At 67.9% G+C, this 26,407-nt stretch carries 18 protein-coding genes; 14 read left to right on the top strand and 4 right to left on the bottom strand.

Annotated elements, in window-relative coordinates:
• Positions 1-200: 200 nt before the first annotated feature.
• A complete protein-coding gene (locus BST14_RS03190) occupies positions 201-533 on the bottom strand; it encodes a hypothetical protein (RefSeq protein ID WP_083063140.1) in 333 nt (110 codons plus the stop codon).
• Positions 530-2,080 (bottom strand): MBL fold metallo-hydrolase, encoded by a 1,551-nt coding sequence (locus BST14_RS03185; RefSeq protein WP_083063139.1) that lies wholly within the window; start codon positions 2,078-2,080, stop codon positions 530-532. Before BST14_RS03185 ends, BST14_RS03190 begins: the two co-directional genes overlap by 4 nt.
• Positions 2,081-2,243: 163 nt before the next feature.
• Here BST14_RS03185 and BST14_RS03180 point away from each other — a divergent pair, with 163 nt between their 5' ends.
• Genes BST14_RS03180 through BST14_RS03165 form a run of 4 tightly spaced genes read left to right on the top strand, consistent with a single transcriptional unit; the run spans position 2,244 to position 5,423 of the window.
• Positions 2,244-3,011 (top strand): lysophospholipid acyltransferase family protein, encoded by a 768-nt coding sequence (locus BST14_RS03180; protein WP_083063138.1) that lies wholly within the window; start codon positions 2,244-2,246, stop codon positions 3,009-3,011.
• 6 nt (positions 3,012-3,017) lie between these two features.
• The gene (locus BST14_RS03175; RefSeq protein ID WP_083063137.1) at positions 3,018-3,773 is read left to right on the top strand and encodes a lysophospholipid acyltransferase family protein; all 756 of its coding nucleotides are present in this window, start codon (positions 3,018-3,020) and stop codon (positions 3,771-3,773) included.
• A 14-nt stretch (positions 3,774-3,787) separates the two neighbouring features.
• A complete protein-coding gene (locus BST14_RS03170; protein ID WP_083063136.1) occupies positions 3,788-4,573 on the top strand; it encodes a lysophospholipid acyltransferase family protein in 786 nt (261 codons plus the stop codon).
• Positions 4,574-4,601: 28 nt separating this feature from the next.
• On the top strand, positions 4,602-5,423 hold the full coding sequence (locus BST14_RS03165) for an HAD family hydrolase (RefSeq protein ID WP_142279238.1): 822 nt from the start codon (positions 4,602-4,604) through the stop codon (positions 5,421-5,423).
• Between the two features lie 128 nt (positions 5,424-5,551).
• On the opposite strand, the gene BST14_RS03160 is transcribed toward BST14_RS03165, so the two are convergent.
• Entirely contained in the window at positions 5,552-7,192 is a 1,641-nt protein-coding gene (locus tag BST14_RS03160; protein ID WP_211280645.1) for an LGFP repeat-containing protein, read from the bottom strand.
• Positions 7,193-7,320: 128 nt separating this feature from the next.
• Positions 7,321-8,385, bottom strand: coding sequence for a PirG (locus BST14_RS03155; RefSeq protein ID WP_211280643.1), 1,065 nt, complete (start codon positions 8,383-8,385; stop codon positions 7,321-7,323).
• A gap of 254 nt (positions 8,386-8,639) precedes the next feature.
• Here BST14_RS03155 and glf point away from each other — a divergent pair, with 254 nt between their 5' ends.
• From glf to pks13, 10 genes are all read left to right on the top strand, one after another.
• Entirely contained in the window at positions 8,640-9,848 is a 1,209-nt protein-coding gene (gene glf / locus BST14_RS03150) for a UDP-galactopyranose mutase (RefSeq protein WP_083063132.1), read from the top strand.
• Positions 9,849-9,922: 74 nt separating this feature from the next.
• Entirely contained in the window at positions 9,923-11,809 is a 1,887-nt protein-coding gene (locus BST14_RS03145; protein WP_083063131.1) for a glycosyltransferase, read from the top strand.
• Positions 11,802-12,338, top strand: a complete 537-nt coding sequence (locus BST14_RS03140) for a phosphatase PAP2 family protein (protein WP_169926038.1) — start codon at positions 11,802-11,804, stop codon at positions 12,336-12,338. Before BST14_RS03145 ends, BST14_RS03140 begins: the two co-directional genes overlap by 8 nt.
• Positions 12,331-13,239 carry a decaprenyl-phosphate phosphoribosyltransferase gene (locus BST14_RS03135; RefSeq protein WP_083063130.1) on the top strand — a complete coding sequence of 303 codons (909 nt, stop codon included), beginning with the start codon at positions 12,331-12,333 and terminating at the stop codon, positions 13,237-13,239. The genes BST14_RS03140 and BST14_RS03135 overlap by 8 nt, the downstream gene beginning before the upstream one ends.
• A complete protein-coding gene (gene aftB / locus BST14_RS03130; RefSeq protein WP_281252791.1) occupies positions 13,226-15,199 on the top strand; it encodes a terminal beta-(1->2)-arabinofuranosyltransferase in 1,974 nt (657 codons plus the stop codon). Before BST14_RS03135 ends, aftB begins: the two co-directional genes overlap by 14 nt.
• Before the next feature lie 339 nt (positions 15,200-15,538).
• Positions 15,539-16,582: a diacylglycerol acyltransferase/mycolyltransferase Ag85A gene (gene ag85A, locus BST14_RS03125; protein ID WP_083063128.1), complete on the top strand. Its 1,044-nt coding sequence runs from the start codon at positions 15,539-15,541 to the stop codon at positions 16,580-16,582.
• 150 nt (positions 16,583-16,732) lie between these two features.
• Positions 16,733-17,644: an esterase family protein gene (locus BST14_RS03120; protein WP_083063196.1), complete on the top strand. Its 912-nt coding sequence runs from the start codon at positions 16,733-16,735 to the stop codon at positions 17,642-17,644.
• Positions 17,645-17,787: 143 nt separating this feature from the next.
• The gene (culp6, locus tag BST14_RS03115) at positions 17,788-18,798 is read left to right on the top strand and encodes a carboxylesterase Culp6 (RefSeq protein WP_083063127.1); all 1,011 of its coding nucleotides are present in this window, start codon (positions 17,788-17,790) and stop codon (positions 18,796-18,798) included.
• A 324-nt stretch (positions 18,799-19,122) separates the two neighbouring features.
• Positions 19,123-21,021 (top strand): long-chain-fatty-acid--AMP ligase FadD32, encoded by a 1,899-nt coding sequence (gene fadD32 / locus BST14_RS03110; protein WP_083063126.1) that lies wholly within the window; start codon positions 19,123-19,125, stop codon positions 21,019-21,021.
• A 15-nt stretch (positions 21,022-21,036) separates the two neighbouring features.
• Positions 21,037-26,400, top strand: a complete 5,364-nt coding sequence (pks13, locus tag BST14_RS03105; protein ID WP_083063125.1) for a polyketide synthase Pks13 — start codon at positions 21,037-21,039, stop codon at positions 26,398-26,400.
• Positions 26,401-26,407 lie beyond the last annotated feature (7 nt).

Below are 26,407 nucleotides of genomic sequence, written 5' to 3'. Positions count from 1 at the left end.
GCACTAGTGGAGCGATGGGGCAGCGATATCGAATGCTTTGATCCGACACGCTCATTCGCGAGAGCGTCCCGCGAGTTCTTCGATGAGGAGACCGAATCGTGCCGCGATCGCGCGCAAACCGTTCAGAGAGTTCGGCGTGGACGTGAGGCCGCAATAGGAAACGCCCTGGCGGACTACATGCGGTAGCAGTCGCGCGCGTCCTAGCCGCGCCGGCTCAGCAGGTCGTCCAGTAGGGCGGTGAACTCTTCGGGACGTGCCGGCGTGAATGCCGGGCTGGGCCGCGTGCCCGGCACGTCCAGCGTGATCAACGTCGACTTGAGCGGACGGCCGATATCCAGCGGCAGCCAGCGGCGGAAGTCCGAGCTGCCCCAGATCCGGAACCGCTGGGTGAAAAGGCCCAGCGGCTCGGCCTTGTACCCGCGGATCGCGTCGAGCAAGATCACCTTCGCCGTGCCCGACGGAAAGTGGTAGCGGCGCAACGTGATCGCCGCACTATCCAGCTGGATCAGGCCGTCATCGTAAGATGCGCTCACGCACGCTCACTCCGCAGTTGGTGGCCCTTGGCGGTCAGGCAGCGTCCGTCGTCCAATCGCCACTGCCACCCATGCAGGTTGCAGGTCAACGTGTTTCCCTCGACGACGCCGAATTTCGACAGGTCGGCTTTGAGGTGCGGGCACCGGCGCTGAATCTCCCAGCCGTCCAACGTGACCGACGCCGAGTCGTCGTGCGTCTCGGCAAACCAGCCGTCGGCGTAAGCGATCCTCTCGGCGGTCAGGCACTTGAAAAACGTATACAGGTACTCGTTGTAGCCGCCGACTCGCCAGGCCCTGAACCGGGTGGACAGGAAAATGGTGTTGACCCAGTCCGGCTCGCGATCGCGCAGCACGGTGCGAACGAGCTCCGGCGCTATCTCGAAGCCGTAGCGGACCTTCTCATCCGGAATTCGTTCCCGCACAGTCCGTTTCGGAAAGTCCAGAACCACCGTCTCCGGGCCCAGCACCAGTTCGACGGGATAGCCGATTCCGTCGCAGATTTCGTCGCTTTGCGACATGATCGGCTCGAACAGGGCGCGCAGCGGTTCGAGCAGCGGCTCGCCGGTAGCGGGGGCCCAGCTCGCTCGCGCCGCGGCGACGACGGGCGCCATCCGCTCGGCGTAATCGGCGATGTAGTCGGCCTTGCCCGAGGTGAAGATGGCCTCGACCTGATCGGTGGGCAGGGGATGGGTCAGCGAATTCAGTTGTGAGCCGGTGAAATCGGCGGTCGACCCGGGGATCATCAGCAGCCCGCCGTCGTGGCCGTGCCTGCGCATCTGGTCTAAGAACACCATCTGGTCGGGGAAGATGTTGGCCGGATCCGAATGGTCGTCGTTGAGGTGGCGCAACTCCGGATCGAGGAAGCAGGGCGGGCCCGCACACGGGACCACCCACGTCGCCCCGACCTGGGCGAGGTATTGGCGGGCACGGTCCATCTGACGTTGCCGCTTCTGGATGCCGAACGACTCCTTGGCGCGGGCCGGCATGTCGTAGACCATCGGGTACCAGATGGCTCCGGAGTACTGCAGCAGGTGCACGTCGATGCGCCCGAATTCGGCCGCCAGCACCTCCAGATCCACCGGCCGGGCGTCGTTCATGTTGAAAACCGTTGTCGCGCCGTCGGAAACCACCAGCGCCGAATCGCCGATCGGGCCGTCGGCGGGTGCGCGCAGCGCGATGATCATGACGTCAAGCTCGCCCTTCGGGCCGGCGATGCGGTGCTTGACCGAATCGCTGGTCTCGAAGAATCGGTGAAACCCCAGCTTTTGCAGTTCATTTCGCAGGTCGGGCACCGGAAAGTCCGGCAGCAGCACCACCGCGTCCTTATTGACGTGCTCGGCGAGATTCTTCGCGTCGAAGTGGTCCTTGTGCAGGTGCGACACGTACAGGTAGTCGCAGTCACCCAGATCGTCCCAATCCAGCGCGCTGTTGTCCGGGAACGGGAACCAGGAGGCGAAGTAGGCGGGATTGACCCAGGGGTCGCACAGAATGCTGCCCGCTTGGGTCTTAATCAGGAATCCGGCGTGGCCGACGCTGGTGACCTGCACTGATACCTTTCTGGGGCCGGTAGAAGGCCGTTCTTCAATAGCTTCTGCGGCCTCGGCCGGGGATGACGGCTTTTGCGCCCCCGAGCTTAGCGCGGGCGGCCGTCCGCCTGCGATTTCTGGCTGTGGGGGCGGCACCTGGCCGGGAGCATTAGGCTGAACTGCTGTGGAACCGGTTTACGGGACTGTCATTCAGCTCGCCCGCCTGGTATGGCGCGTCCAGGGCCTGAAGATCACGATCGCCGGCGTGGAGAACCTGCCGACCAGCGGCGGAGCGGTCATCGCGATCAACCACACCGGCTACCTGGACTTCACCTTCGCGGGGTTGCCGGCCTACAAGCAGGGTCTAAGCCGCAAGGTACGGTTCATGGCCAAGCAGGAGGTGTTCGACCACAAGGTCACCGGGCCGATCATGCGCAGCCTGCGACACATCTCGGTGAATCGCCAAGACGGTGCCGCCTCCTTCGAAGCCGCCGTCCGCAACCTCAAGGACGGGGAGCTGGTCGGCGTCTACCCTGAGGCCACGATCAGCCGTAGCTTCGAGATCAAGGAATTCAAATCCGGGGCCGCGCGGATGGCGGTCGAGGCCGGGGTGCCGATCGTTCCGCACATCGTTTGGGGGGCCCAGCGGATCTGGACCAAGGATCACCCGAAAAAGCTGTGGCGGCCCAAGGTTCCGATCATGGTGCTGGTCGGCGAACCGATCGAGCCCACACTGCCCATCGAGGAGCTCAAAGGGTTGCTGCACTCGCGCATGCAGCATCTGCTGGAGCGCGCGCAGGAGATGTACGGGCCGCATCCCGGCGGCGAGTTCTGGGTGCCACATCGGCTGGGCGGGGGCGCCCCATCTCTGGCGGAGGCGGCCCAGCTGGAGGCCGAGGAGGCGGCCGCCCGGGCGGCTCGGCGGGCCCGGTCCGCAGGGGCGCCGGAGTAGTAATTGATGGTGGAGCCGACCTTCCGCGCGTTAGAGCTGCTGGCTCATCTAGTGGTCAAGGCGACCGGCACCAACATCACCTACCGCGGCGAGGAGCAGATCCCCGAGCGGGGCGGCGCCGTGGTGGCGATCAACCACACCAGCTATGTCGACTTTCTGCCGGCCGCGCTGGCCGTCCACCGGCGGGGGCGTCGGCTGAGGTTCATGATCAAAGCCGAGATGCAGCAGGTCAAGGCGGTCAACTTCCTGATCAAGCACACCCGCACCATCCCGGTGGATCGCGGCGCCGGGGCGGGTGCCTACGCGGTGGCGGTGCAGCGGCTCCGGGAGGGTGAGCTGGTGGGGGTGTATCCGGAGGCCACCATCAGCCGCAGCTTCGAGCTCAAAGAGTTCAAGACCGGCGCAGCGCGGATGGCCATTGAAGCCGACGTCCCGATCGTACCGGTGGTCGTCTGGGGGGCGCAGCGCATCTGGACCAAGGACCACCCACGAAATGTGGGCCGCGCGAGAATACCCATTACTGTGCAGGTAGGTGCGCCGTTACCGGCGCGCGAAGACGTCGCGCAGACCGAAGCCGCCCTGCGCGACTCGATGACCGCCTTGCTACACCGGGCCCAAGAGGACTATCCGGGCCGGCCCGGTGCGTATTGGATGCCGCGCCGGCTGGGCGGAACGGCGCCGACCCTGGCCGAGGCCGCTCGCATCGAGGCCACCGAGGCGGCGGTGCGCGCGGCTAAACGGGCCGAGCGCCCGTCGCAGTAGGCGAAGGAGAGGACATGCCCGAGGGGTTCTACCGGCTGGCGGAATGGATCGTTCCGCCGATGGTCGCGATGCAGGGGACCAAGTTCACCTATCACGGCCTGGAGAACATTCCCGCGCGCGGCGGCGCCTTGCTGGCCCAGAACCACACCAGCTATCTGGACTGGCTGCCGACGCTGATGGCCGTGCGCGAGCGCCGGCGGCGTGCGTACTTCATGATCAAGGCGGAGATGGCCGACGTGAAGGCGGTCGATTACGTCATCAATCATGCCCGGCTGATCCCGGTGGACCGCAGGTCGGGGCATGACGCCTTCGAGGTGGCCGTGCAGCGCATGCGCCAGGGCGAGCTGATCGGGATGCATCCCGAGGCCACCATCAGCCGCAGCTTCGAACTGCGCGAGTTCAAGACGGGGGCGGCGCGCATGGCGCTGGAGGCCCGCGTGCCGATCGTTCCGATCGTCGTGTGGGGCGCTCACCGGATCTGGCCCAAGGACCACCCCAAAAAGGTGTTCCGCAACAAGGTCCCGATCACGGTGGCAGCCGGGCAGCCGTTGCCACCGCGCGGCACAACCGAGGAACTCAATCTGCTGTTGCGTTCGGCGATGAACGACCTGCTGTACCGGGTGCAGGAGGAATATCCGCACCCGAAGGGCGAATTCTGGGTGCCGCGGCGCCTCGGCGGCGGCGCGCCCACGCAGGAGGATTCCCGGGCCCTCCGATTGTCGGAGCTCCAGGAGCGGCTGCGAAAGTACGGCACCGACGGCGTCACCCGGCCCGGCCAGAATCAGAGCGGGTTGCATTGAGCGGTCCGGCCGGCCGCCGAGGGGGGCTATTTCGATGACGCTGCCGGCGCTCATCGCGTGCGACGTCGACGGCACCCTGTTCGACGATGACGAAAAGATCTCCCCGCGCACCCGCGACGCCATCCGCGCCGCGGTGGGTGCCGGGGCGCAGTTCGTGGTGGCGACCGGCCGTCCGCCGCGCTGGATACGTCCGGTCGTCGACGCGCTGGGTTTCGCGCCGGTCTCGGTGTGCGCAAACGGCGCCGTCGTCTATGACGCCGCGACCGATCGCGTGCTGTCCACCCGCACGCTCAGCGTCGACACCCTGGCCCAGTTGGCGGAGCTGGCCACCCGGGTCATCCCGGGCGCGGGCCTGGCCGTCGAGCGGATCGGCGAAAGCGCGCATGACACAGCGACGCCCCAGTTCGTCAGCTCGCCGGGCTACGAGCATGCCTGGCTGAATCCGGACAACACCGAGGTGTCGATCCAGGATCTGCTCAGCGCCCCGGCGATCAAGCTGCTCATCCGCCGGTCCGGAGCCCGCAGCGCGGACATGGCGGTCGAACTGGCCAAACACGCCGGCATCGGGGGCGACATCACCTACTCCACCAACAACGGCCTGATCGAGATCGTGCCGCCGGGGACCAGCAAGGCCACCGGCATCGAAGAGATCGCGCGCCCGTTGCAGATCAGCCCGGAGGAGGTGGTGGCGTTCGGCGACATGCCCAACGACCTGCCGATGCTGCGGTGGGCCGGGCATGGCGTGGCCATGGGCAATGCCCATCCCGACGTGCAGGCCGCCGCCGACGAGGTGACCGCCCCCAACAACGACGACGGGGTGGGCCGCGTGCTGGAACGCTGGTGGCTTTAGCGCCGCGACGATGCGCGCCGCGTGGTGGCGCGGGCAGGAGCGGCGCAGTCGGCTTTAGCGTCGCGACGATGCGCGCCGCGTGGTGGCGCGGGCAGGAGCGGCGCAGTCGGCTTTAGCTTCGCGGCCGGTTATGTCGGCGTGGGATGTGACGGCAGCGAGAAGTGCTCGGCCGGCACCGTTGGGCCGCTTGGGGATTCGGTGGTCAGCGGAGTCGTGATCCCGTCGACGACCTCGGAGACGTTTCCGGTGAGCCGCTCGTAGTTCAGCGTGCCGTGCTGGAAGTTTTGCGTAATCTGTAGCGGCTCTTGGATTTCCGCGCTGGTCGGCAATCCGAGCGGGCCGCGTTCGTAGCTCTGTGAGCCCCAGGCGTCGTAGATGGCGCCGGTGACCGGCTGGGCGCCGGTCTCGGGTGACCAGTACATCGCGCCCCGGGCGAACGTGACGAAGCGGGCGTCGCCCGCCGCGTCGTCTTCCGGTGAGGTCGGTGAGCCCAACACGCTGTTCATCCCGCCGATCGCCTGCCAGTGGTCATAGATCGCGCCGCCCTGCAGCGCCTTGAGCAACTCTTCGGGTGGATCATTGACATGCGATGCGATATCCCGCATTTCGTCCAGCAACGCGTAGGCGGCGTTGCCCGGGCAATCGGTGTTCCCGACGTCGCGGTGGGTGAAGATCGTCGGCAACGTCGCGACAGCGCCGGCCGGGAAGGTGGTGTAGTGGCTGCCGGCCGATTCCAGTTGCACCGTGCCCTTCGGGTCGACGCCGTCCAGGCCCAGCCGCCAGCCCAGCAACCGGCCCATGGTTCGCAGCTGGATCGCGGTGGGCGGCACGTCGTCGAAGTTGCCGATCATCGCCACGCCCCAGGTGTTGCGGTTGAACCCGCCGGTGTGAAAAGCCTCGACCGCCTTGGTCATCCCGCCCGCGCTGCCCTCGAACACCTGGCCGTACTTGTCGACCAGCGCGTTGTACGCGATGTCGCACCAGCCCAGTGTCTTGCTGTGGTAGGTGTAAATGGCCTTGACGATGCCGGCCGATTCGAGCGGCGAGTAGTCGTTGCTGCCCGCGGTGTGGTGGACCACCGCGGCGCGAATCCCGTTGTCGTACTGCGGGGAACCGCATCGCAACGACTCGTCGGCGCCCCATTGCGCGCGGCTGATGATGGGCGGAGCCTGGCCGGGCATCAAGACTCCGGCCGGTGGTGTCCAATGCTTTTCGACCGGCGCCTGCGGCGGGGAGATGAGGACGGCCGAGATGTTCTGCCCCAGAACTTGTTCCCGGGATGCCGGCTTGTAGCCCAGATCGGGCATCTCGCTCGGCGGCGCCGGCGGCGGTTGGGTCACCGCGGCGTCGAGTGGGCGGGTGACCGCGATCTGAACCGTGGTGGTGGTGCCGACGAACACCGGATCGGTGCCGCGGGGGCCCTCGAGGGAACCGGCCGTGGTCGCCCCGTCGGGGGCAGCGGTCTCGTACTCGGTCTGATACCACGGGCCCCATGAGCCGTCGCGGTGCTTCGCCCGCACGCGCGTCGATGTGCCGGCCAGATCGCCGGTGAGGGCAACCAGCGAGAAGGGGGTGTCCTGACCGATTTCGCGGACCGTGACGCCTGCCCCCAACCCGACTAGCGGCTGTTCGACCAGCTGGGTGCCACGGGATGGCCGCGAACTGGTGGTGCCGCGATCGCGTGTCGTGTCCGCTACCCACGAGACGAGGAGGACGGTCGCCACGATGGCGGTGAGCAGCATCGTGGGCGCGCGACTGCGGGACACCAGGCGATGTTACTTGTGTTCCTAATGTTATCTATGAGACGACACGAGCTGAGCGCCGGCGAATCTTCGAACAAAATCGACGGCACCGCAGATGTTTCTGCGGTGCCGTCTTGTGGAGAGTTTGTCGAAAACTAGACCGGGGGCAGCACCGGCGCCGCACCGGCGGCCGCCGGCAACGCACCGGCCGCACCCGCGGCGGCGGGAAGAGCGCCCGCCGCGGCACCTGGCAGGGCGCCCGCGGCACCCGGCAGGGCACCGGCCGCGCCTGGCAGGGCACCGGCCGCCGCGCCCGGCAGGGCACCCGCGGCACCCGGCAGGGCACCGGCGGCACCCGGCAGCGCACCGGCGGCGCCGGCGCCACCGTTCATACCCTGCGTGATGGCCGGCATGACCAGACCCTTGAGCAGGTCGATCGCCTGGCCGGCACCCAGCTGGTTGGCGGCTTGCATCACGTCGTTGACCAGCCCGCCACTGGAACCGCCGGTGCTCGAACCGCCGCCCAGGCCGGTGCCGCCGCCGATCGGCGATGCGTTACCGAAGGTCGACGGGTCGCCCAGGATCGGGTAGGTGCCACCAACGCCCGGGTCCAACCCGGCCCCGGAGTCGATCGGCACCTCGCTCGGCGACAACGCCGGGCTACCGAGGCCCGGCGTGACTCCGGCCGGGCTGGTCAGTCCGGGATTGGACAGCGCCGGATTGAGCCCGGCACCCGGAGTCGCCACCCCGCCACCCGGGGTGGTCGGCAGCGCGCCGGGAGCGGTGAGTCCGGGCGTCAAAGGCGCCGCACCGGGGCTCGTCAGGCCCGGGCTCGTCCCGGGGCTGGTCAAGCCGGGACTGGTCAGACCGGGGCTGGTCGCGCCCGGATTGGTCAAGCCCGTCGTCCCCAGCCCGGGTGTCCCGAGGCCCGGAGTGCCCAGGCCGGGGCTGGCGAGACCCGGCGTGCCGGTCGCACCCCCGCTCAAGGCGGGCACCGGGGGCAGGTTGATCCCGAATTGCGACAGCCCCTGCGACAGGGCGCCCATCAGCTCACCGGGCAGGTCGCTCATCACCGCGGCCTGCTTGAACTCGTGATGCTCGGGCGCCCTGTTGCCGGCGGTCGACTCGTAGACCAGGAAGTATGCGCAAGGACTCGCCACTGCCAGGGCGGCAACCGCGCTCATGGCTGTCGAGAGCTTGCGTCGGCGTCGGTTCGGCACGGAAGTCTCCTCTATCTGACTATGTGTTTGTGTCGGCGCGTCCCGCCGGTCCTAGCTGGTGGGAATCACACAAAGTCGATGGTACGAGTGGTGATCCTGTTACTAGAGTGGTGATATTGAATCGTGAGGCAATTGCGACCCCGACTGTGATCGCGGCTCCCGGGCGCCGCAACGGCCGTCGTCGCCGCGCCGACCCCGCCGCATGGCCTCGCCAAATGGGTTAGGGCCACGCGGTCGGATACCCTAAGCAACCGATGACCGCTCGTTTCGATCTTTTCGTCGTCGGCTCTGGATTCTTCGGACTGACCATTGCCGAGCGCGTGGCTACCCAGCTCGGTAAGCGCGTGCTTGTCGTGGACCGCCGCCCGCACATCGGTGGCAACGCCTACTCAGAAGCCGAGCCGCACACCGGCATCGAGGTGCACAAGTACGGCGCCCACCTGTTCCACACCTCCAACACGAGGGTGTGGGACTACGTGCGGCAGTTCACCGACTTCACCGACTACCGCCACCGGGTCTTCGCGATGCACAACGGGCAGGCCTACCAGTTCCCGATGGGGCTCGGCCTGGTGTCGCAGTTCTTCGGCAGGTACTTCACCCCCGACGAAGCGCGCCGGCTCATCGCCGAGCAGGCCGCCGAGATCGACACGGCCGACGCGCAGAACCTCGAGGAGAAGGCGATTTCGCTGATCGGCCGGCCGCTCTACGAGGCCTTCGTCAAGGGCTACACCGCCAAGCAGTGGCAGACCGACCCCAAGGAGCTGCCGGCCGCCAACATCACCCGGCTGCCGGTGCGGTACACCTTCGACAACCGCTATTTCAGCGACACCTACGAGGGCCTGCCCGTCGACGGTTACACGGCCTGGCTGCGCAACATGGCCGCCGACGACCGCATCGAGGTCAGGCTGAACACGGACTGGTTCGACGTGCGCGACCAGCTGCGCGCGGACAGCCCCGACGCGCCGGTCGTCTACACCGGGCCGCTGGACCGTTACTTCGACTACGCCGAGGGCCGGCTGGGCTGGCGCACGCTGGACTTCGAGCTGGAAGTGTTGCCCATCGGCGACTTCCAGGGCACACCCGTGATGAACTACAACGACCTCGACGTGCCCTACACCCGCATCCACGAGTTCCGGCACTTCCACACCGAACGCGACTATCCGGCCGACAAGACCGTGATCATGCGGGAATACTCGCGCTTCGCCGAGGACGACGACGAGCCCTACTATCCGATCAACACCGAGTCCGACCGCGCCCTGCTGGCCGCCTATCGGGCCAGGGCGAAGGCCGAGACCGCGTCGTCGAAGGTGCTGTTCGGCGGCCGGCTGGGCACCTACCAGTACCTGGATATGCACATGGCCATCGCCAGCGCCCTGAACATGTACGACAACGTTCTCGCGCCGCACCTGCGTGACGGCGCATCCCTGTCGGAAGCCCAGAACAAAGAGGAAGGCGCACGCTGATGCGCGCCACGACGATGCGGCGGGGGTACCACCCGCTTGCGGGGGACGAAGCGATGAGAAGGAGTGGCGCCTAAATGAGTGCCGTGAGCCTGCTGTCCCGGATCATCCTGCCGCGTCCCGGCGAGCCGCTCGACGTGCGCAAGCTGTACCTCGAGGAGTCGACGACCAACGTCCGGCGCGCCCACGCGACCAGCCGCACCTCGCTGGAGATCGGCAAAGAGTCCGAGGTGTCGTTCGCCACCTACTTCAACGCGTTCCCGGCCAGCTACTGGCGGCGCTGGTCGATCTGTCAGTCCGTGGTGCTGCGGGTCGAGCTCACCGGGACCGGACGCGTCGACGTCTACCGGACCAAAGCCACCGGGGTGCGAATCTCCGTGGAGGGCCGCCAATTCGTCGGCACCGACGAGCAGCCGGCCGTCGTCGAGATCGAGGTGGCGCTGCGGCCGTTCGAGGACGGCGGCTGGATCTGGTTCGACATCACCACCGACACCGCGGTCAACCTCATCAGCGGCGGCTGGTACGCCACCGAGCCCGCGCCGGGCACGGCCAACGTCGCCGTCGGCATCCCGACGTTCAACCGCCCCGCGGACTGCGTGAACGCGCTGGCCGACCTCACAGCGGATCCGTTGGTGGACAAAGTGATTGGTGCGGTCATCGTACCGGACCAGGGCACCCGGAAGGTGCGCGATCATCCGGACTTCGCGGCCGCGGCCGCGGGACTGGGCAGCCGGCTGTCCATCCACAACCAGCCCAACCTCGGCGGCTCCGGCGGCTACAGCCGGGTGATGTACGAGGCGCTGAAAAACACCGACTGTCAACAGATCCTGTTCATGGACGACGACATCCGCATCGAGCCGGACACGATCCTGCGGGTACTGGCGCTCAATCGGTTCGCCAAGACGCCGACGCTGATCGGCGGGCAGATGCTCAACCTGCAGGAGCCGTCGCACCTGCACATCATGGGCGAGGTCGTCAACCAGGCGAATTTCATGTGGACCGCCGCGCCGCATGCCGAGTACGACCACGACTTCGCCAAGTTTCCGTTGAACGACACCAACATTCGCAGCGCGCTGCTGCACCGGCGCATCGACGTCGACTTCAACGGCTGGTGGACGTGCATGATTCCGCGGCAGGTCGCCGAGGAACTGGGCCAGCCGCTGCCGCTGTTCATCAAGTGGGACGACGCCGAATACGGTCTACGCGCCGGCGAGCACGGCTACCCGACGGTCACTTTGCCCGGGGCCGCGATCTGGCACATGGCGTGGAGCGACAAGGACGACGCCATCGACTGGCAGGCCTACTACCACCTGCGCAACCGGCTGGTGGTGGCGGCGCTGCACTGGGACGGTGACATCACCGGCCTGGTCCGCAGCCACCTCAAGGCGACGCTGAAACACCTTGCCTGCCTTGAGTATTCGACCGTCGCGATCCAGAACAGGGCCATCGACGACTTCCTCGCCGGCCCGGAGCACATCTTCTCGATCCTGGAATCCGCGCTGCCCGAGGTGCATCGGCTGCGCAAGGAGTATCCGGACGCGGTGGTGCTGCCGGCCGCGAGCGAATTGCCGGCGCCGTCGCACAAAACCAAGGCGATGAAGCCGCCCGTGAACCCGGTCTCGATCGGTTACCGGCTGGCCCGCGGCATCCTGCACAACGCCACCAAGGCCGATCCCGAAGCGCACCGGCGCCCCGAATTCAACGTGTCGACCCAGGACGCCCGCTGGTTCCGGCTGTGCACGGTCGACGGCGTGACGGTCACCACCGCGGATGGCTGTGGCGTGGTCTACCGGCAGCGGGACCGGCGAAAGATGTTCTCGCTCTTGTTCGCATCGCTGCGCCGTCAGCGTGAGTTGCTCAGCCGCTTCGACGAGATGCGCCGGGTATATCGCGACGCCCTGCCGGTGCTGTCCAGCAAGCAGAAGTGGGAGACGGCGTTGCTGCCAGCTGCAGAACATGCATGAGGCCGCCGCCGCGGACGCGCCGCGCGGTGAAGTGGCCGCGCTGGTCGCAGTCCAGGCGGCGCTGAGCGATCGTCCCGGGGCGCTCCCCACGGCGCGAGCGTTGTCCCACTTCGGCGAGCACAGTCTCGGCTGGGTGGCCGTCGCCGCGCTGGGCGCGCTGCTGTCACCGAAGCGGCGCCGCGACTGGCTGGTGGCCGGCGTGGGCGCGGTCGCCGCGCACGCCGCGGCCGTCATCGTCAAGCGGGTCGTGCGCCGCAAGCGGCCGCATGATCCCGCCGTCGCGGTGAACGTCGGCACGCCCAGCCAGCTGAGTTTCCCCTCCGCACATGCCACTTCGACCACCGCCGCGGCCATCCTGATGGGCCGGACCTTCGGCCTGCCGCTGCCTGCGGTCCTGGTGCCCCCGATGGCGTTGTCGCGGATGCTGCTGGGCGTGCACTACCCCAGCGACGTGGCCTTCGGCATCGCCCTGGGCGCCGTCGTTGCGGCGGTGGCGCGCCGTGCACGAGAGGTGTGGCTGGATGAGTGAGGACGTCGTGACCCGGCCGCCGGGCAACCTGATCACCGGGGTGATCAAGGCGATCCGGCCCCGCCAGTGGGTGAAGAACGTGTTGGTGCTGGCCGCGCCGGTGGCGGGGCTGGGCAGCGGCATTCGGTACGACTACGGACAGATGCTCACCCAGGTGGGCTTGGCGTTCGTGGTGTTCAGCCTGGCGGCGTCGTCGGTGTATCTGGTCAACGATGTCCGCGACGTCGAGGCCGATCGCGAGCACCCCACCAAGAGGTTTCGCCCGATCGCGGCGGGCGTGGTGCCCGAGTGGCTGGCCTACTTCCTGGCGGTGCTGCTGGGCGTAACCTCGCTGGCCATCGCATGGTTGGTGACGCCGAACCTGGCGCTGGTGATGGCGATCTACCTCGCCATGCAGCTGGCGTACTGCTTCGGCCTCAAACATCAAGCGGTCCTTGACATTTGCATCGTGTCGTCGGCATACCTGCTGCGCGCCATCGCCGGCGGCGTGGCGACGGAAATCCCGCTGTCGCAGTGGTTCCTATTGTCGGCCGCGTTCGCATCGCTGTTCATGGTGGCCGGCAAGCGCTACGCCGAGCTGCAGGTCGCCGAGCGCACCGGCGCCAAGATCCGCAAGTCGCTGGAGAGCTACACCAGCACCTACCTGCGATTCGTCTGGACCATGTCCGCGACGGCGGTGGTGATCTGCTACGGCCTGTGGGCGTTCGAGCGCGACCACCACTCGGGGTCCTGGTACGCGGTGTCGCTGGTGCCGTTCACCATCGCGATCCTGCGCTACGCGGTCGACGTGGACGGCGGGCTGGCTGGTGAGCCCGAAGACATCGCGCTGCGGGACCGGGTGCTGCAGCTGCTGTTCCTGGCGTGGATCGCGACAATCGGAGCCGCCGTTGCCTTCGGTTAGCCCCGAACTGCAGGCTCTCAAAGCGCGCATGATGCGCAGCCGGCCGGTGATCAGGCGGCCCGGCTGGCCGGTGTTTCCGTACACCACCATGGTGCGGGTCAGCCTGTGGATCGGCGTGGTGGTGGTCGCCGTGCTGTTCGGCTGGGCGAGTTGGCAGCGGCGGTGGATCGCCGACGACGGCCTCATCGTGTTGCGCACCGTGCGCAATCTGCTCGCCGGCAACGGGCCGGTGTTCAACCAGGGTGAGCGTGTCGAGGCCAACACGTCGACCGCCTGGACCTACCTGATGTACGTGGGGAGCTGGGTCGGCGGCCCGCTGCGCATGGAGTACTTGGCGCTCGCGCTCGCGCTGGTGCTGTCGGTGGCGGGCGTCGCGCTGCTGATGCTGGGCGCCGCACGGTTGTACGCGCCGAGCTTGCGCGGCCGCAAGGCCATCATGCTGCCCGCCGGCGCGCTCGTGTACATCGCGCTGCCGCCCGCGCGGGACTTCGCCACGTCCGGGCTGGAGAGCGGCCTGGCGCTGGCCTATCTCGGGTTGCTCTGGTGGATGATGGTCTGCTGGGCGCAGCCGGTGCGCAATCGCCCGGATAACAGGGTGTTCGCCGGCGCGCTGGCCTTCGTTGCCGGGTTCAGCGTGCTGGTGCGGCCGGAGCTGGCCCTCATGGGCGGCCTGGCGCTGATCATGATGCTGAGCGCGGCCCGGGCCTGGCGCCGCCGCGTATTGATCGTGGTGGCCGGCGGCCTGGTTCCGGTCGCCTACGAGATCTTCCGGATGGGCTACTACGGCCTGCTGGTGCCCGGCACCGCCCTGGCCAAGGACGCGGCCGGGGACAAGTGGTCCCAGGGCATGATCTACCTGTCCAACTTCGACGCGCCCTATGCGGTGTGGATCCCCTTGGTGCTGCTGGTTCCGCTGGGGGTGCTGCTGTTCGCCGCGCGTCGCCGGCCGTCGTTCTTGCGACCCGGTTTGGCGCCCGACTACGGCCGCCTGGCCCGCGCCGTGCACAGCCCCCCGGCGGTGGTGGCCTGGGTGCTGGTTAGCGGTTTGGTGCAGGCCCTCTACTGGATCCGGCAGGGCGGCGATTTCATGCACGCCCGGGTCCTGCTGGCGCCGCTGTTCTGCCTGCTGGCTCCCGTCGCCGTCGTCCCGGTCGCCATCCCCGACGGCCAGGACTATTCGCGGGAGACCGGTAACTGGGTGGCCGGCGCCGCCGGCGCGCTATGGCTGGGGCTGGCCGGATGGGCACTGTGGGCGGCGAATTCGCCGGGGATGGGCGACGACGCCACCCACGTCACCTATTCCGGGATCGTCGACGAGCGCCGCTTCTATGCCCAGGCCACCGGTCACGCGCATCCCCTGACCGCCGCGGACTACCTGGGTTATCCGCGGATGGCGGCCATCCTGACCGCGCTGAACAACACGCCCGACGGCGCGTTGCTGCTGCCGTCGGGCAACTACATTCAATGGGACCTGGTGCCACAAGCTGCGCCGGCGCCGGGCGACAAGTCCCCGCAAAAGCCGCAGCATGCAGTGTTTTTCACCAACCTCGGCATGGTGGGCATGAACGTCGGACTCGACGTCCGGGTGATCGACCAGATCGGTTTGGCGAATCCGCTTGCGCAGCACACGGAACGGCTCAAGCACGGCCGCATCGGGCACGACAAGAACCTCTTTCCCGACTGGGTGATCGCCGACGGCCCCTGGGTGAAGGTGTATCCCGGGGTGCCGGGCTACCTGGACGTGCAATGGGTCGCAGAGGCCGTCTCGGCGCTGCAGTGCCCCGACACGAAGGCGGTGCTCAGTTCCGTGCGCGCGCCGCTGACCCTGCACCGTTTCCTGTCCAACCTGGTGAATTCCTTCGAATTCACCGGGTATCGCATCGACCGGGTACCGCGCTATGAATTGGCGCGGTGCGGGCTACCGGTGCCCGACGAAGCACCCCCGCCGGCTCGCGAGTAAGCGTCGCGCAGAGGAATTTTCGGTAGATCCCGAGCAAATCACATCCCGCACGCCGCGAAAAAATGCCAGCAACATCACATTTGGCCTCTCACCAGCTGGCAATAACGAACAAGCACATGCCTGGATCGCGCCTTTTGGACACGTGTATGAATTGAAACCCGCTGGGTACGATGGCCGCTCGACGGTTGGGCGCCACCGGCTCGATGCGGCCGAACGCCATAAGGTGTGGTTGACTACACGAGCACTGCCGCGCCTGCGCGCTGGCAGGTTCGACCCAATCAAGACGCGCCCGATCGGTGGAATGCGCCGAAAGGCCGCAAGAAGGATGAGGAAGCAAGGATGACGCTTGTCGACAGATTGCGCGGCGCCGTGGCGGGTATGCCGCGCCGGCTCGTCGTGGCGGCCGCCGGTGCGGCGCTGCTCTCGGGCCTGATTGGCGCCGTTGGAGGCTCGGCGACCGCCGGGGCCTTCTCGCGCCCGGGTCTGCCGGTTGAGTACCTGCAGGTTCCGTCCGCCGGTATGGGCCGCGACATCAAGGTCCAGTTCCAAAGTGGTGGCGCCAACTCGCCGGCGTTGTACCTGCTCGACGGCATGCGTGCGCAAGACGACTTCAACGGCTGGGACATCAACACCCCGGCGTTCGAGTGGTACAACCAGTCGGGCATCTCGACGGTCATGCCCGTCGGTGGCCAGTCCAGCTTCTACTCCGACTGGTACAAGCCCGCCTGCGGTAAGGCCGGCTGCGTCACCTACAAGTGGGAAACCTTCCTGACCAGCGAGCTCCCCGCGTACCTGGAGAGCCAGAAGCAGGTCAAGTCGACCGGCAGCGCCGTGGTCGGCCTGTCGATGGCCGGTTCGTCCGCGCTGATTTTGGCCGCCTACCACCCGCAGCAGTTCGTCTACGCCGGCTCGCTGTCGGCGCTGCTGGACCCGTCGCAGGGCATGGGCCCGTCGCTGATCGGCTTGGCCATGGGCGATGCCGGTGGCTATAAGGCCGCCGACATGTGGGGTCCGAAGGACGACCCTGCCTGGGCCCGCAACGACCCGTCGCTGCAGGTCGGCAAGCTGGTCGCCAACAACACCCGCATCTGGGTGTACTGCGGTAACGGCAAGCCGTCCGACCTCGGCGGCGACAACCTGCCCGCCAAGTTCCTCGAGGGCTTCGTGCGGACCTCCAACCTGAAGTTCCAGGACGCCTACAACGGCGCCGGTGGCCACAACGCGGTGTGGAACTTCGACGCCAACGGCACCCACGACTGGCCCTACTGGGGCGCGCAGCTGCAGGCGATGAAGCCTGACCTGCAGTCGGTGCTGGGCGCCACCCCGGGTGCGGGTCCGGCCACGGCCGCCGCGACCAACGCCGGAAACGGCCAGGGCACCTAAACACGCCAAGCAATACGGCCAGCGGCGGGAACCCTTCGGGGTTTCCGCCGCTGGCCGTTTACGGCCTGTGACGTGTTTCACTACCCGGCGCGCGGGGGAACCGACGCGCTGGCTAATGTGCTCTCAGCGACTAGACGATGGAGGGTGGACATGACGGTCGGGCGGGGTATGTCAGCGCTTCTGCGGTTGTTCTGCGCAGCCGTACTGGCGGTCGGGTTGGCCTTTGCGCTGCAGCCCGCCGCAACCGTCGGCAAAGCCCGCGCGGCGGGCTACGAAAGCCTGATGGTTCCGTCGGCAGCAATGGGCCGCGACATTCCGGTGGCCTTCCTCGCCGGCGGCCCGCATGCGGTCTACCTGCTGGACGCCTTCAACGCGGCCCCGGATGTGAGCAACTGGGTCACCGCGGGCAACGCGATGAACACCCTCGCCGGCAAGGGCATCTCGGTGGTGGCCCCGGCCGGCGGCGCGTGGAGCATGTACACCAACTGGGAGCAGGACGGCAGCAAGCAGTGGGACACCTTCCTGTCCAGCGAGCTGCCCGATTGGCTGGCCGCCAACAAGGGCCTGGCCCCCGGCGGGCACGCCGCCGTCGGCGCCTCGCAGGGCGGGTACGGCGCGATGGCGCTGGCCTGCTTCCATCCCGACCGGTTCGGCTTCGCCGGATCGCTGTCCGGGTTTCTCTACCCGTCGAGCACCAACTACAACGGCGCCATCCTGGCCGGCCTGCAGCAGTTCGGCGGCGTCGACGGCAACGGCATGTGGGGTGCCCCGCAGCTGGGGCGCTGGAAGTGGCACGACCCCTACGTGCACGCCTCGTTGCTGGCGCAGAACAACACCCGCGTGTGGGTGTGGAGCCCGACCAACATGGGCGGCGACGACGCCGCCATGATCGGCCAGGCGGGCGCGGCGATGGGCAGTTCCCGGGAGTTCTATCAGCAGTACCGCAGCAACGGCGGACACAACGGCCACTTCGACTTCCCCGGCGGCGGTGACAACGGCTGGGGGTCGTGGTCGGCGCAGCTGGGGGCGATGTCGGGCGATATCGTCGGCGCCATTCATTAGCGGCGATCGCAAGCGCGGCGGAGCCGGGCGCAGCGGGTCGGCGCCCGATCAGCCCGCTCGGCAAAGCCGGTACCGTGTAGGGGTGCAGCAGGGGTCGGGAGGACCGCGTAGCTGCGATCCACCGACTCTGCTGGCGGGAGAACATGGCTAAAAGCGCGCGGCGTAAGCGCCAACGCACCCTCGCTTGGGTCGCCGCCCTGTCGGTCGCTGCCGTTGTCCTATTGGGCATCCTGGCCGCGGTCACCCTGCTGCGCGGCCACAACGCCGAGCCCAGCGCGGTGCCGCCGGGGGTGCTGCCTCCGCCGTCGACCACGGCGCACCCGCACAAGCCGCGGCCCGCCTCTCAGGACGCGTCGTGCCCCGATGTGCTGCTGGTCAACGTTCCCGGGACGTGGGAGTCCGCCGTTGCGGACGACCCCGCCAATCCGACGCAATTCCCCAACGCGCTGCTGCACAAGGCGACCGCCGAACTCACCCAGCAGTTCCCGTCGTCGCGCCTGCAGGCCTACACCACCCCGTACACCGCACAGTTCCACAACCCGCTGAGCGGTGACACGCAGATGTCCTACAACGCCAGCCGCGCCGAGGGCACCCGCGCGACCGTTCAAGCGATGACCGACATGAACGCCAAATGCCCGCTGACCAGTTACGTGCTGATGGGCTTTTCGCAGGGCGCGGTGATCGCGGGTGACATCGCCAGCGATATCGGCAACGGCCGCGGACCCGTCGACGAGGACCTGGTGCTGGGTGTGACGTTGATCGCTGACGGTCGCCGTCAGATCGGGGTCGGCAACGACATCGGGCCCAACCCGCCGGGGCAGGGCGCCGAGGTCACCCTGCACGAGGTGCCCATTCTGTCCGGGATGGGTCTGACCATGACCGGCGCACGCCCGGGCGGTTTCGGCGACCTCAACGGCAAGACGAACGAGATCTGCGCGCCGGGCGACCTGATCTGCGCCGCTCCGGAGGAAGCTTTCAGCATCGCCAACCTGCCGACCACGCTGAACACCTTGGCCGGCGGGGCCGGCCAGCCGGTCCATGCCCTGTACGCCACGACGCAGTGCTGGAGCATCGACGGGGCGCCGGCGACCGATTGGACGCTGAACTGGGCTCACGGTCTGATCGCGAATGCGCCACATCCAAAACACGGATGATCTCCGGCGGTGGGACACAAGCCTCAGGTGGCGGTTGACGGTGGCGATCAGCGGTACCTTGTGATTTGGTCTGCCGTAGGCAGCCCCGTAACATTAAGAGGAATTTAAGAGCTATCGGACCTTCGTCGCGCACCCAGTCGGGGTCGATGCTGGCTGGGCTGGCACATGATCGGCGTTCCCCAGCGGGTGCCGTGCGGGGTCCGGTGCGCGTGCGTAGACATGTAACCGTCGGCCCAGCCGGCGCAAGAACGAAGCCGTCGGCGAGCCGACCAAGAACAAAGCGTCGGCCGAGCCGACCGAAAACAGGTGCGACAGGAGAGCGGAATGCCCTACCACAACCCGTTCATCGTGAATGGAAAGATCAAGTTCCCGGACAACACCAACTTGGTCAAGCACGTTGAGAAATGGGCGAAGGTTCGCGGCGACAAGCTCGCCTACCGGTTCGTCGACTTCTCCACCGAACGCGACGGCGAATACCGCGACATCGTGTGGCGCGACTTCAGCGCCCGCAACCGGGCCGTGGGCGCCCGCCTACAGCAGGTCACCCAGCCGGGCGACCGCATCGCGGTGCTGTGCCCACAGAACCTCGACTACCTCATCGCGTTCTTCGGCGCCCTGTACGCCGGCCGGATCGCGGTCCCATTATTCGACCCCGCCGAGCCAGGTCACGTCGGCCGCCTGCACGCCGTCCTCGACGACTGCACCCCCTCGACGATCCTGACCACCACCGACGCCGCCGAAGGCGTCCGCAAGTTCATCCGCGCCCGGTCGGCCAAGGAACGGCCCCGCGTCATCGCAGTCGACGCGGTCCCCAACGAGGTCGCGGCGACATGGGAGCCGCCGGAGGCCGACGAGGACACCATCGCCTACCTGCAGTACACGTCCGGCTCCACCCGGACCCCGACGGGCGTGCAGATCACCCACCTCAACCTACCCACCAACGTGTTGCAGGTGCTCAATGGGCTGGAAGGGAAGGAGGGCGACCGCGGCCTGTCCTGGCTGCCGTTCTTCCACGACATGGGCCTGATCACCGCGCTGCTTTCGCCGGTGCTGGGCCACAACTTCACCTTCATGACGCCGGCCGCCTTCGTCCGCCGGCCGGGCCGGTGGATCCGGGAGATGGCGCGCAAGCCCGAGGACGATCCCGACAGCGAGGTCTTCACCGTCGCGCCGAACTTCGCGTTCGAGCACGCGGCCGTGCGGGGGGTGCCCAAGGAGGGTGAGCCGCCGCTGGAACTGAGCAACGTCAAGGCGATCCTCAACGGCAGCGAGCCGGTGTCCCCGGCGTCGATGCGCAAGTTCTACGAGGCGTTCGCGCCGTACGGCCTGCGGGAGACCGCGATCAAGCCTTCCTACGGCCTGGCCGAGGCGACGCTGTTCGTCTCCACCACGCCGATGGACGAGGCGCCCACGGTCATCCACGTCGACCGCGACGAGCTGAACAAGCAGCGTTTCGTCGAGGTGCCCGCCGATTCGCCGAGGGCCGTTCCGCAGGTTTCGGCCGGCATCATCGGCGTCGACGAATGGGCCGTCATTGTCGACCCGGAGACCGCCAGCGAGCTGCCGGACGGTCAGATCGGCGAGATCTGGCTGCACGGAAAGAACCTGGGCACCGGCTACTGGGGCAAGGAAGAAGAGACCAACGACATCTTCCGCAACATCCTCAAGTCGCGGATCAGCCAGTCGCACGCCGAGGGCGCCCCGGACGACGGCACGTGGGTCAAGACCGGCGACTACGGCACCTACCACAAGGGCCACCTCTACATTGCCGGCCGCATCAAGGACCTGGTCATCATCGACGGCCGCAACCACTACCCGCAGGACCTCGAATACTCGGCGCAAGAGGCCAGCAAGGCGCTGCGCACCGGCTACGTGGCCGCCTTCTCGGTGCCGGCCAACCAACTGCCGAAGGAAGTCTTCGACAACCCGCACACCGGCATCAAGTACGACCCCGACGACGTCTCCGAGCAGCTGGTGATCGTCGCCGAGCGCGCGGCCGGCTCGCACAAGCTGGATTACCAGCCGATCGCCGACGACATCCGGGCGGCTATCGCCGTGCGCCACGGCGTGACGGTGCGCGACCTGCTGCTGGTGCAGTCGGGCACGATCCCGCGCACCTCCAGCGGCAAGATCGGGCACCGCGCCTGCCGCGCCGCCTACCTCGACGGCAGTCTGCGCAGCGGCGTCGGCTCGCCCACGGCCTTCGCCAGCTCCACTGACTGAATCTCTTAAGGACCCATGGCTGACACTGAGCACCCCGAAAACCAGACCCCGGGCCCTGACGGGGAGGTGCCCGCCAAGAAGACCGAAATGACCGTGCCCGAGATGCGCGAATGGCTGCGCAATTGGGTGGGCCGGGCCGTCGGCAAATCCCCGGACGAGATCGACGAGTCGGTGCCCATGGTCGAGCTCGGCCTGGCGTCGCGCGACGCCGTGGCCATGGCCGCCGACATCGAGGACCTGACCGGTGTGACTCTGTCGGTCGCGGTCGCGTTCCAGCACCCGACCATCGAATCGCTGGCCACCCGCATCATCGAGGGTGAGCCCGAGGTGGCCGACGACGAGCTCGACGGCGCCGATTGGACCCGCACCGGCCCGGCCGAGCGCGTCGACATCGCCATCGTGGGCCTGTCGACCCGGTTGCCCGGCGACATGAACTCCCCGGACGAGACATGGGCCGCGCTGATGGAAGGCCGGGACGCCATCACCGACCTGCCCGAGGGGCGTTGGTCGGAATTCCTCGAGGAGCCGCGCATCGCCGAGCGCGTCAACACCGCGCGCACCCGGGGCGGCTACCTGAAGGACATCAAGGGCTTCGACTCGGAGTTCTTCGCGGTCGCCAAGACCGAGGCCGACAACATCGACCCGCAGCAGCGGATGGCGCTGGAGCTCACCTGGGAGGCGCTCGAGCACGCCCGCATCCCGGCGTCGAGCCTGCGCGGCGAGGCGGTCGGCGTGTACGTCGGCTTCTCCAACAACGACTACCAATTCCTGGCGGTCTCCGACCCGACCGTCGCCCACCCGTACGCGATCACCGGAACGGCCAGCTCGATCATCGCCAACCGGGTGTCTTACTTCTACGACTTCCGCGGTCCCTCGGTGGCGCTGGACACCGCCTGCTCGAGCTCGCTGGTGGCGACGCACCAGGCGGTGCAGGCGTTGCGCAACGGCGAGTGCGATGTGGCCGTCGCCGGCGGTGTCAACGCGCTGCTCACCCCGTTGGTGACGCTCGGTTTCGACGAGCTGGGCGCGGTGCTGGCCCCCGACGGCCGGATCAAGTCGTTCTCGTCGGACGCCGACGGCTACACCCGCTCCGAGGGCGGCGGCATGTTCGTGCTAAAGCGGGTCGACGACGCCCGCCGCGACGGCGACCAGATTTTGGCCGTGATCGCCGGCAGCGCGGTCAACCACGACGGCCGGTCCAACGGGCTGATCGCCCCCAACCAGGACGCCCAGGCCGAGGTGCTGCGCCGGGCCTATAAGGACGCCGGCATCGACCCGCGGACCGTCGACTACATCGAGGCGCACGGCACCGGCACCGTTCTAGGCGACCCGATCGAGGCCGAGGCGCTGGGCCGCGTCGTCGGGCGTGGCCGCCCGGCTGATCGACCGGCGTTGCTGGGCGCGGTGAAAACCAATGTGGGACACCTGGAGTCGGCCGCCGGCGCGGCGAGCCTGGCCAAGGTGGTGCTGGCGCTGCAGCACGACAAGCTGCCGCCGTCGATCAACTTCGCCGGCCCGAGCCCCTACATCGACTTCGACGGCATGCGCTTGAAATTCGTTGACACCGCTCGTGATTGGCCACGCTACGGCGGCTACGCGCTGGCCGGGGTGTCCAGCTTCGGCTTCGGTGGGGCCAACGCGCACCTGGTGGTGCGCGAGGTGTTGCCCCGCGACGTGATCGAACGCGAGCCCGAGCCGCAGGCTGAGGTCATTGCGCCGGCGGGCGCCGGCGAGGGCCAGGCCGAGGCGGCCACGCTGGAAAGCCACGCGCTGCGCTTCGACGACTTCGGCAACATCATCCCCGACCCGTCCCAGGAGGCGGACGAAGAATACGAGCTGCCGGGCCTCACCGACGAGGCGCTGCGCCTGAAAGAGATTGCCTTACAAGAGCTTGCCGCGCAGGAGGAATCGGAGCCGACCAAGCCGCTGATCCCACTCGCGGTGTCGGGGTTCCTGACGTCGCGCAAGAAGGCCGCCGCCGCCGAGCTCGCGGACTGGATGGAAAGCCCAGAAGGTCAGTCGTCGTCGCTGGAATCGATCGGCCGGGCGCTGTCACGGCGCAACCACGGCCGCTCGCGTGCGGTGGTGCTGGCCCACGACCACGAAGAGGCCATCAAGGGCCTGCGGGCGGTCGCCGAGGGCAAGCAACGGCCGAACGTGTTCAGCACCGACGGGCCGGTGACCAGCGGGCCGGTATGGGCGATGGCCGGTTTCGGTGCGCAGCACCGCAAGATGGGCAAGAACCTGTACCTGCGCAACGAGGTCTTCGCCGAGTGGATCGAGAAGGTCGACGCGCTGATCCAGGACGAGCGGGGTTACTCGGTGCTCGAGCTGATCCTCGACGACTCCCACGAGTACGGCATCGAAACCTCCAACGTCGTGATCTTCGCGATCCAGATCGCGCTGGGCGAGCTGCTCAAGCACCACGGCGCCAAACCCGCTGCGGTGATTGGCCAGTCGCTCGGTGAGCCCGCGTCGGCGTACTTCGCCGGCGGCCTGTCGCTGGCCGACGCGGCCCGCGTTATCGCATCACGCTCGCATCTGATGGGTGAGGGCGAGGCGATGCTGTTCGGCGAGTACATCCGGCTGATGGCGCTCGTCGAATACTCCGCCGACGAGCTCAAGACCGTGTTCGGCGACTTCCCCGGCCTGGAGGTGTGCGTCTACGCCGCACCCAGCCAGACCGTGATCGGCGGTCCGCCCGAGCAGATCGACGCCATCGTCGCCCGCGCCGAGGCCGAGGGACGCTTCGCCCGCAAGCTGCAGACCAAGGGCGCCGGACACACCTCGCAGATGGATCCGCTGCTCGGGGAGTTCTCCGCGGAGCTGCAGGGCATCACGCCGATGAGCCCGACCGTCGGAATCTTCTCGACGGTGCACGAGGGCACCTACATCAAGCCCGGTGGCGAGCCGATCCACGATGTCGCCTACTGGGTCAAGGGAATGCGGCATTCGGTGTACTTCACCCACGGCGTGCGCAACGCCGTCGACAGCGGCCACACCACGTTCTTAGAGCTCGCGCCCAACCCGGTGGCGCTGATGCAGATCGGCCTGACCACCGCCGCCGCGGGTCTGCATGACGCCCAACTGATTCCGACGCTGGCCAAAAAGCAAGACGACGTCGAGTCGATGATCTCGGCCATGGCCCAGCTCTACGTGCACGGACACGACCTGGACATCCGCACGCTGTTCACCCGTGCGAAGGGCCCCGAGGACTACGCGAACATCCCGCTGACGAAGTTCAAGCGCAAAGAGCACTGGCTGGACGTGCACTTCTCCGGCGACGGCTCGGTGATCATGCCGGGCACCCACGTCGCGCTGCCGGACGGGCGCCACGTCTGGGAGTACGCACCGCGCAACGGCGAGACGGATCTGGCCGCGTTGGTGAAATCCGCTGCGAAGCAGGTCCTTTCGGACGCGCAGCTGGTGGCATCCGAGCAGCGCGCGGTGCCCGGCGCGGGCGCTCGGCTGGTGACGACCATGACCCGGCACCCGGGTGGTGCCTCAGTCCAGGTGCACGCCCGCATCGACGAGTCCTTCACCCTGGTCTACGACGCGCTGGTGTCGCGGGCCGGTCAGAGTGTGGCGGCGTTGCCCACCGCGGTGGGCGCCGGTGCGGCCGTCGCCGCTCCGACCACGACCGCCGCGGTCGAGGCGGCTCGTGAGTCCGCGGCGCCGGCCGAAGAGGCCGACGCCGAGACGTTGTCGGACAGCCTGACCAACCGCTACCTGCCGTCCAGCGTGGGCCGATGGTCACCGGATTCGGGTGAGACCATCGGCGAGCGGCTGGGCTTGATCGTCTCGGCGGCCATGGGCTACGAGCCCGAGGACCTGCCATGGGAGGTGCCGCTGATCGAGCTGGGCCTGGACTCGCTGATGGCGGTGCGGATCAAGAACCGCGTCGAATACGACTTCGACCTGCCGCCAATCCAATTGACGGCCGTGCGGGACGCCAACCTGTACGCCGTCGAGAAGCTGATCGAGTACGCGATCGAGCACCGCGACGAGGTCGAGCAGCTGCACGAGCACCAGAAGACGCAGACGCCCGAGGAGATCGCCAGGGAGCAGGCCCAGCTGCTCAGCGGGGCAACGCCGACGACGGCCGCCGCCCCGGCTCCGGACCCGCAGGCCGAGCCCGAGACCCAGCCGTCGCCACCGCCGTCGGACGTCACCATCCCGCCGCCGCCGACGGACCCGTCGGGCCCGAAGGGTGCGGCGACCAACGGCGCGACGCCGGACCTGGCCGGCGCGCTCAGCCAGGAGGCGGTCGCCAAGGCGCTGAATTCCGATGTGCCGCCGCGCGACGCCGCCGAGCGGGTCACCTTCGCCACCTGGGCCATCGTCACGGGCAAGTCACCGGGCGGCATCTTCAACCCGCTGCCCAAGCTCGATGAGGACACCGCGGCCAAGATGGCGCAGCGGCTTTCCGAGCGCGCCGAGGGTGACATCACCGCCGAGGACGTCCTGACGTCGGACACCATCGAGGCGCTCGCCGAAAAGGTGCGTCAGTACCTGGAGGCCGGGCAGATCGACGGCTTCGTCCGCACGCTGCGGGCGCGCCCCGAGGGCAGCTCCAAACCCGCGGTGTTCGTCTTTCATCCCGCCGGCGGTTCGACCGTGGTCTACGAGCCGCTGCTCAAACGGTTGCCCGCGGACACGCCGATGTATGGGTTCGAGCGCGTGGAGGGCACCGTTCAGGAACGGGCCGCCCAGTACGTGCCGAAGCTGTTGGAGATGAACGGGGGCAAGCCGTTCATCCTGGCCGGGTGGTCGCTCGGCGGCGCGCTGGCCTACGCCTGCGCGATCGGTCTGAAGCGGGCCGGCGAAGACGTGCGCTTCGTCGGGATGATCGACACCGTCCGCGCAGGCGAAGAGATCCCACAGACACAGGAGGAGACCCGCAAGCGCTGGGACCGGTACGCGAAGTTCGCCGAGCGCACCTTCAACGTCGAAATCCCGGCGATCCCCTACGAGCAGCTCGAAGAGCTCGACGACGAGGGGCAGGTCAAGTTCGTCCTGGACATCGTCCAGCAAAGCGGCGTGCAGATCCCGGGCGGCATCGTCGAACACCAGCGGACGTCCTATCTGGACAACCGGGCGCTCGAAACCGTCCAGATCGAGCCGTACGACGGCCACGTGACCCTGTACATGGCCGACCGCTACCACGACGACGTCATCGAATTCGAGCCGCGATATGCGATCCGCAAGCCCGACGGCGGCTGGGGCGAATACGTGGCCGACCTCGAGGTGGTGCCGATCGGCGGCGAGCACATCCAGGCCATCGACGAACCGTTCATCGGCACGGTCGGTGCTCACCTCTCGGACGTGCTGAATAGGGTGGAGGCCGAAACCAGCCAGACGAGTGAGGTAGGCAAGTAGTGACGGA

Source organism: Mycobacterium arosiense ATCC BAA-1401 = DSM 45069 (genome assembly GCF_002086125.1).
Taxonomy (GTDB): Bacteria; Actinomycetota; Actinomycetes; order Mycobacteriales; family Mycobacteriaceae; genus Mycobacterium; species Mycobacterium arosiense.
The sequence above is the reverse complement of the archived record's forward strand: the minus strand, read 5'-3'. Positions and strand labels throughout refer to the sequence as shown.